The sequence below is a fragment of the Streptomyces sp. SYSU D01066-1 genome (genome assembly GCF_054956795.1).
Genome location: NZ_JBUDHV010000021.1, coordinates 1 through 14,636 on the forward strand (window position 1 = coordinate 1; position 14,636 = coordinate 14,636).

A 14,636-nucleotide genomic window follows, 5' to 3' on the forward strand; every position below is an offset into this window, starting at 1 on the left:
CGCCTCCCTGTTCGCCCGGTTCTCCTCCCGCCAGGACGACTCCCCGCAGATGAAGATGATCGCCGCGCTGCGCAACCAGTTCGGCGGCCACGCCGTCGAGTCCTCGAAGTAGCCCTGGGGGAACCGCTGCTCGTCCTCCCTCCCCCTGCCGAGGGCGCCGGGGTTCCCCCGTCGGGGAGACGGAGCGGAACCCGCCGGGACAGCACCCCGGCCTGCTCCTCGCCCGCACGGTGAGGAGCGGGCCGGGGGACGGCTGTTCCAGCCGGTGACCGGGCCGCTGAGCGGGTGACCGAGCACGGCCGGCCGGTGATCGCGGAGTGGAACGCGCGGCCGTGAACCTTCCGCTGCCGGGGGCTGGTTGACAGTCTCCGTCAGCGGCGTCAGAGTCCCCTCCGATGGAGATCAACGATCTGACGACGGCCGAGGCGCGGGTGTGGCGGGCCTTCGCCCGGGGCGAGTACGTCGACTTCCACACCGCTCCCGACGACGACCCCGTCGGCGGCGCGGCCTGGGGACCGGAGCGGACCGTCCGCGCCACCGTACTGCGCGCCCTGCTGCTGGACGGCCCCCAGGAGGACGGCGAGATCCCCTCGCTCAGCCTCGCGGGCGCGCGGATCACCGGCGGCCTCGACCTCCAGTACGCCACCGTCGACCACCCGGTGCGACTACGGCGCTGCCACTTCGAGGAGACACCCCGGTTCTACGGCGGTCGGTTGCGCGAGCTGAACCTCAGCGAGTCCGTGCTGCCCGGCCTGATATCGCACGCCGTACGGGTGGACGGCGTGCTGCGGATGACCCGGGCCCGGGTCCACGGCATGGTGCGGCTGGCCGGTGCGGAGATCGCCGGGAGCCTGTACATGGAGAGCGTGGAGATCGACGCGCCGGACGCCGAAGGGCCGGTGCTCCAGCTCAACCAGGCCGTTCTCGGTGCCGATCTGTGGGCGCCGGGGCTGCGGGCGCGCGGGCCGGTGCGACTCTCCGGCGCCTCGGTCGCCGGTGTGGTCAACCTCAGGGACGCCGTTCTGGAAAACCCCGGCGGCACGGCCCTGGAGGCGCAGTACCTCGTCGTCGGGGCGAACGTGTCGGCCGGGTGCCTGCGGGCCCTGGGCACCGTCGACTTCCGGGGCTGCCGGGTCCCCGGCACCCTCGATCTGGCCCACACGAGCCTGTCCCGGCCCGGCGGCACCGCGCTGCGGGTCAGCAGTTGCGCCGTCGGGGAGCTGTGGCTGTTCGGCGGGGCCCGGGTGGAGGGCGCGCTCCGGCTGCGCCGGGCCCGGGTGGACAGCCTCAGTCTCGACCCGGCGGCGGTGCCGGACGAGGTGTACCTGAACGACCTCACCTACACGGCGCTCGTCCCCCACCATCCGGCCCCGCGCCGCCTGGCCATGCTGGAACGCGACGGTGACGGCTACGTCCCCTACTCCTACGAGCAGTTGACGGCCGCCTACCGCCGCATCGGCGACGACGACGCGGCCCGGCTCGTGCAACTGGCCAAACTCCGCCGGCACCGTCGCACCCTGCGCTGGCACGGCCGTCTGTGGGGCCACCTGCAGGACGTCGCCGTCGGCTACGGCTTCCGCCCGCTGCGGGCCGGCGGCTGGCTGCTGTCGCTGCTCGCGGCCGGCTCCCTCGCCTACGGGCTGCACCACCCCGAGGCGCTCAAGCCGGACGAGGCGCCGGAGTTCAACCCGGTGTTCTACACCCTCGACCTGCTGCTGCCGGTCATCTCCTTCGGGCAGGAGACGGCGTTCGCCCCGCGCGGCTGGTACCAGTGGCTCGCCCACCTGCTCATTCTGCTGGGCTGGGTCCTCGCCTCGACGGTGATCGCGGGCGTGACCCGCGCCGTCAGCCGCCAGTGATCCCCGGGCGGTGTGCCGCGCGGCCGGGGGGACGGCCGCGTCCGGGGCGCCGTGTCCGCGGCAGCCCTCGTCCCGCTGGAGTCCGACGCGGACCCGGCCACCGTGCGCGTGCGGGCGGTGCGGGCGACCGGACGCACCCGGCGGCGGCCGGGCGGACGGTCCCGGCCGGCGGCCGGGCGGCCCCGTCGTGCCGTGCCGGTCCCCGCCGGTTCCGGCCGGCTGGGGGACCGCCCGGTCAGTCCCGGCGCGGCACGCCGTACACCCGCTCCACCCGCAGCCGTACCACCAGCCGCCGGTCGCGGACCATCGCGGCGCGGTAGTCGTCCCAGTCGGGGTGTTCGCCCAGGACGTCGCGGTAGAGGCGGACGAGTTCCTCGACCGTGTCGTCGTGCGGGTCGGCGGCGACCGGGGACAGGTCGGCGGTGCCCTCGGCGACCGCGTAGGCCCACCGGTCACCGGTCGTCACGTGGTAGGAGGCGCGGGGGTCGCGGCGCAGGTTGCGGGTCTTGGCCCGGTCGTCGGTGACCGACACGCGGATCGTGCGGCCGGCGGGGTCGTAGGCGTGGCTGACGTTCGACAGCTGGGGCCGTCCGTCCCGTTTGAGGGTGACCAGCACTCCGGCGTGTCCCTCGGCGAACAGCTTCAGCAGCGCGTCCCGCGTGGCGTCGTCATCGGTCATGCCCGGGTGAACGGGTCGGCACGCCGATGTGTTCCCCCGGGGGCTCCCCGCGGCCCCCAGGTCTGAGGCGGTCCGGGGAGGGTAGACCGGACGCACCTCGGCGAGTGACGAGCACGACGGGAGGACGACGATGGCACGGCTGCGGCAGGAGACCGGCCCGGACGGGGCCGGGCTGGACGGGAAGGCGCTGGAACGGCTGGACGGGCACTTCGCCCGGGAGGTCGACGCGGGCCGGCTGCCGGGCTTCCTGGTGGCCGTCGCCCGCGGCGGACGCGTCGCCCATCTCACGGCGTACGGCAGGCGGGACGTGGCGGCCGGGCTGCCCGTGGAGGCCGACACCCTGTTCCGGATCTACTCCATGACCAAGCCGGTCACCGCGGTCGCCGTGCTGATGCTGGCCGAGGAGGGCCTGCTGTCGCTGGACGACCCGGTGGCCCGGTACCTGCCGGCGTTCGCCGAGCCGCGGGTGTACGTGAGCGGCGAGGCGCCCGACGTCACCACCCGCCCGGCCGCCGGGCCGGTGCTGGTCCGGCATCTGATGACCCACACCGCGGGTCTGACCTTCGCCTTCTACCACGCCCACCCCGTGGACGCGCTGTACCGGGCGGCGGGACTGGAGTCGTCGGTGCCGCCCGGCGCGGACCTGGCCGAGACGGTCGACCTGTACGCGAGCCTGCCGCTCCAGTTCGAACCGGGCACCCAGTGGAACTACTCCGTCGCCAGCAACGTCCTCGGGCGGCTGGTGGAGGTGGTGAGCGGCCGGCCGCTGGACGTCTTCTGCGCCGAACGGATCTTCGGCCCGCTCGGCATGCCGGACGCCGGCTTCGAGGTCACCGACGAACAGGCGACGCGGCTCGCCGAGTTGTACGGCGAGAAGGAGGACGGCGGTATCGAACCCGTCCCCGGGCTGCCGCTGCGGGGCCGGCCGCGGTTCCTGTCCGGCAGCGGCGGCATGGTGGCCTCCGCGTACGACATCCACCGCTTCACGGAGCTGCTGCGGCGCCGCGGTGAACTCGACGGCGTACGGCTGCTCGCCCCGGCGACCGTGGACCTGATGACCCGCAACCACCTGCCCGGCGGCGCCGACCTGCGCGCCTTCGGCAGCCGTCCGGCGCACGACGAGCCCGGCAACGACGGCGTCGGCTTCGGCCTCGGCGTCTCCGTGGTGACCGACCCCGCCCGCACCCAGGCGCCCTCGGGGCCGGGGACGTACGGCTGGAGCGGGGTGGCGACGACGACGTTCTGGGTGGACCCGGGCCGGGACCTGACGGTGCAGTTCCTGACCCAGGTGCGGCCCAGGTCCTCGCACACGGTGTTCCGGGACCTGAAGCGGCTGGTGCACGAGGCGCTCACGGACTGACCGGCACCGGGGCCGCGGCGTCCAGGTGCGGCAGGTGGTGGTCCAGGCGCTCCCGTTTGGTGCGCAGGTAGGTGATGTTGCTCTCGCACGGGGGTATCAGCAGCGGCACCTGCTCGGCGACCCGGATGCCGTGCCGGGTCAGCGCCTCCCGTTTGCGGGGGTTGTTGGACATCAGGCGGACCGAGCGGACGCCCAGGTCGTCGAGGATGCGGGCGGCGGCCCCGTAGTCCCGGGCGTCCACCGGGAGTCCCAGCGCGAGATTGGCCTCCACCGTGTCCAGGCCCTCCGCCTGGAGGGCCATCGCGCGCAGCTTGGCGAGCAGACCGATGCCGCGGCCCTCGTGCCCGCGCAGGTAGACGACGACGCCGGCGCCCTCGGCGGCCACGGCACGCAGCGCGGAGGCGAGCTGGTCGCCGCACTCGCAGTGCCGGGAACCGAAGGCGTCACCGGTGAGGCACTCCGAGTGCAGCCGGGTGAGGACGTCCTCGGTGCCGATGTCCCCGTGCACCAGGGCCACTTGCTCGTCGCCGCGCTGGTGGTCGAGGTAGCCGACGGCGAGGAAGGTCCCGTACACCGTGGGCAGCGGGACGGCCGTCACGCGCTCCACGTCCGTGCGGTGCGCTGTCTTCTCGCCTGGTACGCCATGTGGTTCTGTCATCATTCCGGGGTTCCTCAACGGTGTCACGAGCTGAGACGAAGGGCCTTGCGGACATGGGTGGTTCAGGGGTGCGGGCGGGGGCGCGGGGCGCGGTCCCGGCGGACACCACGCAGGACGTGCGGGCCCGGGCGGCCGGCGGCGCGCGGCAGGTGGCGGTGCTGCCGGTGGGGAGCTACGAGCAGCACGGCCGGTATCTGCCGCTGGCCACCGACACGCTGGTGGCCTGTGCCGTCGCCGCCGGGCTGGCCGCGGCGTACCCGGTGCACCCGCTGCCCCCGGTGACGGTCTCCTGTTCGCACGAGCACGCGGCGTGGCCCGGGACCGTCAGCATCTCCGCCGTGACCCTGCACGCGGTGGTGCGGGACATCGCGGCGTCGCTGCGCCGGTCGGGCGTGGAAGCCCTGGTGGTGGTCAACGGGCACGGCGGGAACTACGTCCTGGGCAACGTCGTCCAGGAGGCCACCGCGCGCGGTGAGCGGATGGCGCTGTACCCGGCCCCGGAGGACTGGGAGGCGGCGCGGCTGCGGGCGGGCGTGGCGACCTCGCTGCTCACCGACATGCACGCCGGGGAGATCGAGACGTCCATACTGCTGCACGCCCATCCGGAGTACGTCCGGCCCGGTTACGAGACCGCCGACTTCGTCGCGGACGACCGGCGTCATCTGCTCTCCCTCGGTATGGCCGCCTATACGGACTCCGGTGTCATCGGCCGTCCTTCGCTGGCTTCGGCAAAGAAGGGCGAGGTGCTGCTGGCGAGCCTCACGGAGTCCTTCGGGGCGTACTTCTCGGTGATGACGGGGGCGGGGGGTGCCGGAGTACCGGCGGCGGGGACGGCGGGGGACGGTGGCCGGGCGGTCGGGGCGGGGGGCCGGAGCACGGGCGGGGGCGGGGGCCTGCGGCCGGGGCCGGGGTCCGAGCCAGGGCCGGGGTCCGAGCCGGGACCAGGGTCTGCGCCGGGACCGGGGACCGAGCCGGGGCCGGGCGGAGACCACGCCCTCGACGCGGACCGTGTGACCGACACGAGCCATGTGACCGACACGAGCCGTGCGACCGACACGAGCCGTGCGACCGACACGGGCCGTGCGACCGACACGAGCCGTGCGACCGACACGGGCCGTGCGACCGGTGGTGGCCATACGGCCGGTGGTGGCCCCGGGCCGGCCGGTGACGGGGTCGACGCCGGACGCGGGTGACCCGGGAGCGGCACGGTCGGCCGTCTCCGGACGGGCCGGGACGCGGCGACCGGGGCCGTGCCCGGCGGGGGCGGCACCCCAGGTGCGTGCCGGACGGGTCGCGGCACGGCAGCCGGTGACACTCCGCACCTGGTCGATGCCGCCGCCCCGCTTCGGACGGGGCGCGGCCCGGCCCCCGAAGCCGTACCGGGCGCCCTCGCGGCCGTCGGCAGCCCGCGCACGGACACGGGGAGGCCGGGGACGGTCCCGGTTCGGGCGGGCACCGGGCCGTGCCCGGCGGGCACCTGCCGGGCGGCGGGACCGGAACGCGGCCAGGAGACCGGCAGCCCGCGGACGGCGGCCGAGGGACGCCACCGGGAGACGAGCCGCCCGCGGACGGCGACCACAGCAGCCCGCCCCCGGGCGGCGGACCAGCCGCGGACGGCGACCACAGCCCGCCGCCCCGGGACGGACCGCCCCCGGGCCGCCAGGACCCCCGCGCCCGGCAGGCTCGCCACCAGGACGAGCACCCCGTACACCACCGCGACACCGAGCCCGCGGTCCGCGCCGAGACCGGCCGCGCCGAACGACCAGGCGGTGACGCCCTCCCGGGGCCCCCAGCCGCCGACGTTGAGCGGCAGGCTCATGGCGAGCAGCGCCAGGACGGCCAGCGGCATCAGCACGGCGACGGACGCGGAACCGCCGGCGACCCGGGCCGCGAGCACGAACAGCGCCAGGTGCCCGGCCAGGACGACCGCCGACGACAGGGCGATGCCGGGCCAGCCCTTCCGGGACACTCGCGTGGCGCGGCGGGCCGGCCGCCGGTCCATGCGGAGGGCGGCGAGGACCGCGAGCGCGCCCAGCGCCGCCAGGGCGACGAGCGGTGCCAGGTGCCGGGCCTCGTCCCGCACCGGCGACTCCATCGTCACCAGCACCACCGCCCCGACGACGGCCAGCGCCACCTGCCCGGCGGCCCGTTCGAGGACGACCGCCCGCACGCCCCGGCCCAGGTCGCCGGCGCCGCGCCCGTGCCGTACCGCCCGGTGGACATCGCCGAGGACCCCGCCGGGCAGCGCTGCGTTGAGGAAGAGGGAACGGTAGTACGCGGCGACGGCCGGGCCCAGCGGCAGGGCGATCCGCAGGCCGCGGGCGACCAGTGTCCAGCGCCACGCGCTGCACACGGTGGTGACCAGCCCGAGGCCGAGCGCCGCCAGCAGCGCCGGTCCGTCGATCCGGCGCAGCCCGTCCAGGAAGGGGCCCCCGCCCGTCCGCCACAGCAGGGCCGCGAGGACGGCGGCACCGGCGAGGGTGCCCAGGTGGCGGCGGAGCCGTCCGGTGGCCGCGCTCATGTGTCACCGCCCGCCGGCCGGCCCAGCGCCAGCAGGTCGTCGTGGTGGACGGTCACGCGCAGCTCCCCGGCGCGGCAGGCCGCCAGGCGCTCGTCCAGGTACGGTGCGGCGGGCCCGCGCAGCGCGGGCCGCTGTTCCACGGCCGCGCCGACCCAGCCGCGCAGCCACCGCTCGGTGAGCGCGGCGTCGCCGGGGCCCAGCCGCCAGGGGCTGGGCCGTACGCGGACCGCGGCGCCGTGCGCGGCGAAGGCGTCCGCCGTCACCGCCACCGCGTCCGGACCGAGCAGGCCGCCGCGCCGCTGGTGGTCGTCGAAGGCCGCGGCGATCTGGGCGTCCAGGGGGTGGGCGGGGGCGAGTTCCACGCGTCCGGCGACGGAGAGGGTGAGCAGCGCCGCGCAGCCGGCTCCGGCGCAGGCGGCGGCGAGGGCGGTGACCTCGTCGGCGGTGAGGACGTCGAGGAGCGCGGAGGCGGTGACCAGCCAGGCCCCGCGCAGGGCGTCGGGGGTGAGGCGGCCGACGTCGCCGCGCCGGGTCTCGACCGTGACCGGGCTGCCGTCGGCGGCGGCGCGCGGGGGGTCGGCGGCGGCGAAGTGCAGGAGGTAGGGGTCGCGGTCGTGCAGGGTCCAGTGCTGGGGGCCGTCGAGCAGCGGGGCGAGCCAGCGGCCCATCGAGCCGGTGCCGCAGCCCACGTCGTGGATGGCCGGCAGACCGGCCGGCCGCGTGGCCCGGAGCGGTTCGAGCAGGTCCCGGGCGCGCGCGGCGGCGTCGGCGGGTTCGCGCAGCCGCAGCCACTCGGGGGGATAGCGGACCGCCTCGGCCGCCGGCTCGGCCCGCCTCACGCCGGCTCCCCGGACAGGGCGGGCAGCCGTCCCAGTACGGCCGCCAGGCACTGGGCGGTCGACGCCCAGCCGTTGAGGGACGTACGGCGGGCGCGGGCGGCCGACCTCAGGCGGCGGCGCAGGTCCGGCTCGGTGAACCAGCCGCGCAGCGCGGCGGCGAGGGCGCCGGGGTCGTCCGGCGGGACGAGGATTCCGGGCACCGGACCGCCGGGGGCGCGGCCGACCGCCTCCGGGAGTCCGCCGACGTCCGTGGCCAGCACCGGGACACCGCGCGCGAGCGCCTCCGTCACCGCCATGCCGTAGGTCTCGGCGCGGGAGGCGAGCACCATGAGGTCGGCGGTGGCGTAGGCGGCGTCGAGGCCGGCGCCGGTCTTCGGTCCCGTCAGCTCGATCCGCCCGTCCAGCCCGTACCCGCCGATCAGCTCCCGCAGCCGGCGGGTGTAGGACGGGTCCTGGCCGAGTGGGCCGACGCACGCGCAGCTCCACGGCAGGTCGGCCACCTCCGCGAGGGCCTCCACCAGCCGGTGCTGGCCCTTGCGCGGGGTGACGGCGGCGACGCACAGCAGCCGGGAGGCTCCGTCGGTGCCGGGGGCCGGCGGCGCGATGTCGGCGCCGGGGGCGGCGAGGTGGACGCGGCCGGGGTCGAGGCCGTGGTGGGCGACCAGGCGGCGGACCGCCCAGCCGCTGGTGGCGACGGTGGCGGACACCGCCCGCAGTACGGCCCCCTCGCGGGCGTCGAGCTCCGCGGCGACGGACGGCTCGCGGCCCGTCTCGTCGGCGAGCGGGAGGTGGACGAGGACGGCCGTCCGCAGCCGTGCGGCCTCGGGGACGACGATCTCCGGGACGCCGCAGGCGACCAGCCCGTCCAGCAGGACCACGGCGCCGTCCGGCAACCGGCGCAGCGCGCGGGCGAGTTCGGCGCGGGCGTCCGGGCCGGGCCGGGGCCAGTCGCCGTCCACGGCGATCGGCCGCACCCGCCAGCCGAAGCCGGGCAGGTCCAGTCCGATCCGCCGGTCGTAGGCGTTGCCGCCGCTGGGCGCGGCGGGGTCGTCGACCCCGCCGGGCAGGACGAAGTGGACGGAGCGCAGGGACATGGGGGCGGTCTCCCCGTTCCTCGGGAGGGAACGCTGCGCGGGCACACGGGCGAGCCGCGCCCGCGCGGTGGCGGCACCGGCCCGCCCGGCTGCCGCGTCCGCGCGCTCGGCGGCGGCCGTGCCGGCCCGCTCGGCGGCGGTCACGCCGGCCCGCTCGGCGACGGCCGTACCGGCCTGCCCGACGGCGGTCGTACCGCCCCCCTCAGCGATGGCCGTACCGCACCCTTCGGCGGCGGTCGCGCCGCCCCGCTCGGCGGCGGTCGCCCCGGTCACAGCGCACGCTCGTAACTCGCCCACGCCACATGGGACTCGTGCAGCGTGACGGTGAGGCCGGCCAGGCCCCTGGCGCCCTCGCCGAGCGCGCCCCGGTGGACGCGGTCGGCGAGCCGGTCGGCGATGACCTTGGCCAGGAACTCGGTCGAGGTGTTGATCCCGGCGAAGTCGGGTTCGTTGTCGAGGTTGCGGTAGTTCAGCTCGGCGACGACCGCGCCCAACTCCCGTGTGGCCAGCCCGATGTCGACGACGATGTTGTCCGCGTCCAGCTGCTCGCGCCGGAACGTGGCGTCCACCAGGAACGTCGCTCCGTGCAGGCGCTGCGCGGGGCCGAAGACCTCGCCGCGGAAGCTGTGGGCGACCATGATGTGATCGCGGACGGTGATGCTGAACAACGGACGACCCTCCAGGTGTGGTACGTCTCCCGGCGCGTTCTGCGGGCTCGCTCTCCGGGTGCGGTGCGTTTGGTAGTACGGCCCGTCCGCTGCTCGCGTTCAGTGGTCGTACCGCACCCGGTGGCACAGCGCGGGCAGTTCTCCGGTGGCCAGACGCGGCAGGACGTCCGGCAGTTCCCCGAAGGCGCACTCGCCGGTGACGAGGGCGTCCAGCGCCGGGTCGGCGAGCAGGTCCAGGGCGAGGGCGAGCCGGTCGGCGTGGGTGCGGCTGCTGGACCGGGCCGGGGAGACGGTGCCGACCTGGCTGCCGCGCACGGTCAGGCGGCGGGAGTGGAAGGCCGCGCCGAGCGGCAGGGCGACGCTCCGGTCGCCGTACCAGCTCAGTTCGAGCACCGTCCCCTCGGGCCGCAGCAGTTCGAGCGAGCGGGCCAGGCCCGCCTCGGTCGCGCTGGCGTGCACCACGAGGTCGCGGTCGCCGAGGGCCGCGTCGGGGGTGGCGAAACCGGCGCCGAGCGCGGCGGCCACCTGCGCCCGGGCCGGGTCGGCGTCGACCAGCTGGACGTCCACGCCGGGGAACCGGGCCAGCAGCGCGGCCACCGAGCAGCCGACCATGCCGCCGCCGACCACGGCGATCCGGTCACCGATCAGCGGGGCCGCGTCCCACAGCGCGTTGACAGCGGTCTCCACGGTCCCGGCGAGCACGGCCCGCCCGGCGGGCACGGACGACGGCACCTCGGTCACGGCGGCGGCCGGGACCACGTAGCGGGTCTGGTGCGGGTACAGGCAGAAGACGGTGCGGCCGACGAGGGCGGCGGGGCCCTCCTCCACCACCCCGACGCTGAGGTAGCCGTACTTCACCGGGCCCGGGAAGTCGCCCTCCTGGAACGGCGCCCGCATCGCCGCGTACTGGCCGGCGGGCACCCGGCCGCGGAACACGAGGGTCTCGGTGCCCCGGCTGACCCCGCTGAAGAGCGTGCGCACCAGCACCTCCCCGGGGCCGGGAACGGGCAGTTCCACCGGGCGGATCACGCCCTGCCCCGGCGAGTCGAGCCAGAAGGCGGCGGCGGTGCGCGTCATCGGGTTCCTCCTGAACGGTCGGCGGACGGCCCACGTAACGAGGGGGCACAGGCCGCCCGGTGGGTGGCGGCGCTGATCGACTCTGTCACACGGCCGGAGGATGTTCGGTGGCCCTGAACGACATGTACGACGCCCGTCCCGTGCGGTGGGAGACCGCCGCCGGCGCGGGCGCGCAGGTCCTGTTGCTGGCGCTGCTCGGCGCGGCGCACGGCATGGGTCCGGCCGGCTGGCTGACCGGGCTCGTCTTCGCGTGCGCCACCTGGGCGGTGCTCTCCCGGGCGCTGCGCCGCGCCCGGCCGCCGGCCTTCGGCCCGGCCAACCGGATCACCCTCGGCCGGGCCAGCCTGGTCGGGGCCGTCACGGCCCTGGTCGCGGACTCCTTCCGCACCGCGCCGCCCGTCTCCCTCCTGGTCGGCCTGACCGCCGTGGCGCTGCTCCTGGACGGCGTCGACGGCCACGTCGCCCGCCGCACCGGCACCTGTACCCCGCTGGGCGCCCGCTTCGACATGGAGGTGGACGCGTTCCTGATCCTGGTCCTCAGCGTGTACGTGTCCGTCCGGCTGGGTCCGTGGGTGCTGCTGATCGGGGCGATGCGCTACGTCTTCGTCGCCGCCGCCCGGGTACGGCCCTGGCTGTCGGCGCCGCTGCCGCCGAGCCGGGCCCGCAAGACGGTGGCCGCGCTGCAGGGCGTCCTGCTGCTGGCGGCGGGCGCGCAACTGCTCCCGCGCCTGGTGGACACGGCACTGGCGCTGACGGCGCTGGGGCTGCTGGTGTGGTCGTTCGGCCGGGACGTGCTCTGGCTGCGGCGCACCTCCCGGGCCGGTGCGGTTCAGGCGGCCGTACCGGAGCCGGCCGCCTCGCGCGGGCGGGGCAGCAGCACCGCCGCCGCCACCGGCACCGCCGCCAGCACCAGCCACGGCACCGGTGCCGGCAGCCCGCTGTCCAGCAGCCAGCCGGTGAGGGAGCTGCCGAGCAGGACGACGAGGCCGGAGACCGAGGACAGCGCGCCCGTGTACAGGCCGAGCCGGCCGTCCTCCGCGAGGTCGGGGACCCAGGCCCGGGCGACGGGCGCGACCAGCATCTGGCCGAGGGTGAGCAGGACGACGAAGGCGGCGGCGGGCAGCAGCCCGGCCGTGCCGGTCCAGTCGGCGGGGCGGGCCGCCGCCACCGCCGCGAACCCGGCCGCGACCAGCGCCAGCCCCGCCGTCATGGACCGGCGCGGGGTCAGCCGCCGGCCCGACCACCGGGTGACGGGCAGTTGGGCGGTCACCACCAGCAGCGAGGACAGCGCGAGCAGCCAGGCCAGCGGCGACTGCGAGCCGGCCGCCCGCTCCACCTCGGCGGGCAGGGCCAGGTAGAACTGGTTGTAGGCGAGGAGGTAGGCGCCGTACGCGCAGCACAGCGCCAGGAAGGGCCGGTTGCGCAGCAGCAGCCGCGCGCCGCCCTCGGCGCGGACGCGGGCCCGGCCGGGGACGCGCTGCGGGAGCAGCCAGGCGTGGCCGGCGAGGACGAGGACGAAGATCCCAGCGCCGGCCAGGCAGGCGGCGCGGAAGTCGACGCCGAGCAGCAGTGCGCCGAGCAGCGGTCCCACGAACGCGCCGGCCTGTCCGGCGACCGTGAACAGCGCGAGCACCCGGGTGCGGTTCTCGCCGCTCTCCTCCTCCCACAGCACCGCCTGCCGGGCGACCTCCGACTCGACGGCGGGCGAGAACAGCGCGGCGGCGAACCCGATGAGCAGGACGGCCGTGACGACGGACCAGGTGGCGTCGGCGTACCCGAGCCAGGCGAACCCGGCGATCCGCAGCAGGCACCCGGTGAGGACGACGGGCCGGATGCCGTACCGGTCGGCGAGCGCCCCGCCGACCACGAACAGCCCCTGCTGGCTGAAGGTGCGCAGTCCCAGCACGAACCCGACCAGCCACCCCGCCATGCCGATGCCCTGGCCGAGGTGCTCGGCGAGGAAGGGCAGCACGGCGTAGAACCCGACGTTGAAGGCGAGCTGGGTGAGGACGAGCAGGCGCAGGAGCGGGGAGAGCCGGGTGCGGCCGCAGGCCGTGCGCGGCGCGTCGGCGGGGGCCGCGGTCACCTGGCCCCCACCAGTTCCCCGGCGGTCCGCGGCGTGCCGGCCTCCGGGGTGTCCGTCCGGTGCGTACGGCTTCGGCGCCGGCGGGGGAGGCGGACTCCGCCGGCGGCGCTCACCGCCAGCGCGCCGAGCAGGGCGAGGACGACAGCGGGGGCGAGGACGGCCCAGGGGGCGCGTTCGGCGTAGGGCTGGTTCTCGGAGAGCAGCAGGCCCCACTCGGGGGACGGCGGCTGGGCGCCGAGGCCGAGGAAGCCGAGCGAGGCGAGGGCGAGGGCGACGCCGGGCAGCCGGATCAGGGCGTGCCGGAGCACGGGCGGCAGGACGGCGGGCAGGAGTTCGCGGCGCAGCAGGTACCAGCGGCCCGCGCCGATCCCCCGGGTGGCCAGGATGTGCGGGGTGGCGCGTTCCTGCTGGAGCAGGGCGGCGGTGTGCGCGGCCAGCGGGGCCCAGGCGACGGCGGCCACCGCGAGGGCGGGGGTGGCGGCGCCGCTGCCGGCGACGGCGGTGACGAGGAGGGCGAGCAGGACCGGCGGGACGGCGTTGACGGTGTCCACCAGCGGCCCGGAGAACCGGGGGACGAGGCCGAGCAGGACGCCCGCGACCAGCGCGGCGGCGCTGATGGTGAGGGCGAGCAGCAGGGTGGACAGGGCGCCGTGGCCGACCCGGGCGAGCAGGTCGCGGCCGAGGGAGTCGGTGCCGAAGGGGTGGGCGAGGGAGGGCGGGCTGAGCCGGGCGCCGGTCTCGACGGCGAGGGGGTCGCGGGGCAGGCCGAGCGCGACGACGGCGAGCAGCGCGGCGGCCAGGCCCAGCGGCAGCAGACCCCGGGCGGGCGGGCGGGGCCGGTGCAGGGTGGACAGGGCGTCGTCGCGCAGGGCGGGCCCGGTGAGCAGGTGGGCGGCGAGCCGGGCGCCGCCGGCGGCGAGGGCGGCGAGCACGACCAGGGCGAGGGTGCCGGCCTGGAGGACGGGCAGGTCCTGGGCGAGGGCGGCCTGGAGGGTGGTGCGGCCCAGGCCGGGGATGTCGAAGATCTGCTCGACGGCGACGGCCCCGCCGGTCAGGCCGACGGCGAACAGGCCGAAGTTGGGCAGCAGCGCGGGCACACAGCGGCGTACGGCCTGCCGGGCGATGCGCCGGCCGGTCAGTCCCCGGGCGGCGGCGGCCAGCGCCCACGGCTCGGCGAAGGCGCCGGGCAGCAGGTCGTCGAGGAGCCGTCCGAGGACCGCCCCGGCGGGCAGGCCGAGGGCGAGGGCGGGCAGCAGCGTGTACTGCGGCCCGTACCAGCCCAGCGCGGGCAGCCAGCCGAGCTGTACGCCGACGACGGTGGCGAGCACGGAGGCGAGGAGGAACTCGGGGAGCGCGGCGAGCACCGCGGAGACCGTGCCGCGCGGGCGCCGGCCCCTCAGCCGCCGCCGCGCGCCCAGCCGGAGCGTACGGGCGCAGACCGCGCCGGCGGTGAGGACGGCGACGCCCAGCGCCACCGCCATCAGCAGCACCGACACGCCCAGTGCCTGGAGCACGCCGGGCAGTACGTCGGTCCCGGAGATCCAGGACTGGCCGGCGTCCCCGCGCAGCAGTCCGCCGAGCCACTTCCCGAGCAGCGGCAGCGGGCCGTCACCGAGCCCGAGCTGCTCGCGGACGGCCGCCAGCACCTCGGGGGTGGGGTCCCGCTCGGCCGACCGTGCCTTGAGGACGGTCAGCGCGGGGTCGGTGCGGGTGAGCCAGGGCAGCAGCCCGATCCCGCACACCAGTCCGGCCGCGAGCAGCATCCGCCACGCGGCGGCGGTCACCTGCTGCCGCA

At 76.8% G+C, this 14,636-nt stretch carries 10 protein-coding genes and 4 pseudogenes; 5 read left to right on the plus strand and 9 right to left on the minus strand.

The window, feature by feature from the left end:
• A pseudogene (locus ACY1JF_RS19755) lies at nucleotides 1-112 on the plus strand (6-phosphogluconate dehydrogenase); the annotation flags it as partial.
• 283 nt (nucleotides 113-395) lie between these two features.
• On the plus strand, nucleotides 396-1,859 hold the full coding sequence (locus ACY1JF_RS19760; RefSeq protein ID WP_462706479.1) for a membrane-associated oxidoreductase: 1,464 nt from the start codon (nucleotides 396-398) through the stop codon (nucleotides 1,857-1,859).
• A gap of 235 nt (nucleotides 1,860-2,094) precedes the next feature.
• Here the strand turns inward: ACY1JF_RS19760 and ACY1JF_RS19765 are convergent, their stop codons facing one another.
• Complete coding sequence (locus ACY1JF_RS19765) at nucleotides 2,095-2,538, minus strand: PPOX class F420-dependent oxidoreductase (RefSeq protein ID WP_462706480.1); 444 nt, start codon at nucleotides 2,536-2,538, stop codon at nucleotides 2,095-2,097.
• Nucleotides 2,539-2,668: 130 nt separating this feature from the next.
• Between ACY1JF_RS19765 and ACY1JF_RS19770 the strand changes: the two genes are divergently transcribed.
• Nucleotides 2,669-3,898, plus strand: coding sequence for a serine hydrolase domain-containing protein (locus tag ACY1JF_RS19770; RefSeq protein ID WP_462706481.1), 1,230 nt, complete (start codon nucleotides 2,669-2,671; stop codon nucleotides 3,896-3,898).
• Here ACY1JF_RS19770 and ribA read toward each other — a convergent pair.
• On the minus strand, nucleotides 3,888-4,556 hold the full coding sequence (gene ribA / locus ACY1JF_RS19775; RefSeq protein WP_462706482.1) for a GTP cyclohydrolase II: 669 nt from the start codon (nucleotides 4,554-4,556) through the stop codon (nucleotides 3,888-3,890). The genes ACY1JF_RS19770 and ribA overlap by 11 nt on opposite strands.
• A 53-nt stretch (nucleotides 4,557-4,609) precedes the next feature.
• Between ribA and ACY1JF_RS19780 the strand changes: the two are divergent.
• Nucleotides 4,610-5,353, plus strand: a pseudogene (locus tag ACY1JF_RS19780) (creatininase family protein); the annotation flags it as partial.
• Nucleotides 5,354-6,207: 854 nt separating this feature from the next.
• On the opposite strand, the pseudogene ACY1JF_RS19785 reads toward ACY1JF_RS19780, so the two are convergent.
• From ACY1JF_RS19785 to ACY1JF_RS19805, 5 genes and pseudogenes are all read right to left on the minus strand, one after another.
• Nucleotides 6,208-7,077: pseudogene (locus ACY1JF_RS19785) on the minus strand (lysylphosphatidylglycerol synthase transmembrane domain-containing protein); the annotation flags it as partial.
• Nucleotides 7,074-7,985: an SAM-dependent methyltransferase gene (locus ACY1JF_RS19790; RefSeq protein ID WP_462706566.1), complete on the minus strand. Its 912-nt coding sequence runs from the start codon at nucleotides 7,983-7,985 to the stop codon at nucleotides 7,074-7,076. The gene ACY1JF_RS19790 and the pseudogene ACY1JF_RS19785, both read right to left, overlap by 4 nt.
• A complete protein-coding gene (locus ACY1JF_RS19795; RefSeq protein ID WP_462706567.1) occupies nucleotides 7,913-9,055 on the minus strand; it encodes a glycosyltransferase family 4 protein in 1,143 nt (380 codons plus the stop codon). The genes ACY1JF_RS19790 and ACY1JF_RS19795 overlap by 73 nt, the downstream gene beginning before the upstream one ends.
• A 224-nt stretch (nucleotides 9,056-9,279) precedes the next feature.
• Complete coding sequence (locus ACY1JF_RS19800) at nucleotides 9,280-9,678, minus strand: 6-pyruvoyl trahydropterin synthase family protein (protein ID WP_462706483.1); 399 nt, start codon at nucleotides 9,676-9,678, stop codon at nucleotides 9,280-9,282.
• A gap of 99 nt (nucleotides 9,679-9,777) precedes the next feature.
• Nucleotides 9,778-10,755, minus strand: a complete 978-nt coding sequence (locus tag ACY1JF_RS19805) for a zinc-dependent alcohol dehydrogenase (protein WP_462706484.1) — start codon at nucleotides 10,753-10,755, stop codon at nucleotides 9,778-9,780.
• 107 nt (nucleotides 10,756-10,862) lie between these two features.
• Here ACY1JF_RS19805 and ACY1JF_RS19810 point away from each other — a divergent pair.
• Nucleotides 10,863-11,603 (plus strand): annotated as a pseudogene (locus ACY1JF_RS19810) (CDP-alcohol phosphatidyltransferase family protein); the annotation flags it as partial.
• Here ACY1JF_RS19810 and ACY1JF_RS19815 read toward each other — a convergent pair.
• Both ACY1JF_RS19815 and ACY1JF_RS19820 read right to left on the minus strand, forming a co-directional pair.
• The gene (locus ACY1JF_RS19815; protein WP_462706485.1) at nucleotides 11,585-12,841 is read right to left on the minus strand and encodes an MDR family MFS transporter; all 1,257 of its coding nucleotides are present in this window, start codon (nucleotides 12,839-12,841) and stop codon (nucleotides 11,585-11,587) included. The pseudogene ACY1JF_RS19810 and the gene ACY1JF_RS19815 overlap by 19 nt on opposite strands.
• Nucleotides 12,838-14,604, minus strand: coding sequence for an ABC transporter permease subunit (locus ACY1JF_RS19820; protein WP_462706568.1), 1,767 nt, complete (start codon nucleotides 14,602-14,604; stop codon nucleotides 12,838-12,840). Before ACY1JF_RS19820 ends, ACY1JF_RS19815 begins: the two co-directional genes overlap by 4 nt.
• Nucleotides 14,605-14,636 lie beyond the last annotated feature (32 nt).

Excerpts from the sequence above, each read along its gene's own strand:
- ACY1JF_RS19770 (WP_462706481.1), top strand. The coding sequence starts at position 2,669 with ATGGCACGGCTGCGGCAGGAGACCGGCCCGGACGGGGCCGGGCTGGAC.
- ACY1JF_RS19760 (WP_462706479.1), top strand. The coding sequence starts at position 396 with ATGGAGATCAACGATCTGACGACGGCCGAGGCGCGGGTGTGGCGGGCC.
- ACY1JF_RS19820 (WP_462706568.1), bottom strand. The coding sequence starts at position 14,604 with ATGCTGCTCGCGGCCGGACTGGTGTGCGGGATCGGGCTGCTGCCCTGG.
- ribA (WP_462706482.1), bottom strand. The coding sequence starts at position 4,556 with ATGACAGAACCACATGGCGTACCAGGCGAGAAGACAGCGCACCGCACG.
- ACY1JF_RS19805 (WP_462706484.1), bottom strand. The coding sequence starts at position 10,755 with ATGACGCGCACCGCCGCCGCCTTCTGGCTCGACTCGCCGGGGCAGGGC.
- ACY1JF_RS19765 (WP_462706480.1), bottom strand. The coding sequence starts at position 2,538 with ATGACCGATGACGACGCCACGCGGGACGCGCTGCTGAAGCTGTTCGCC.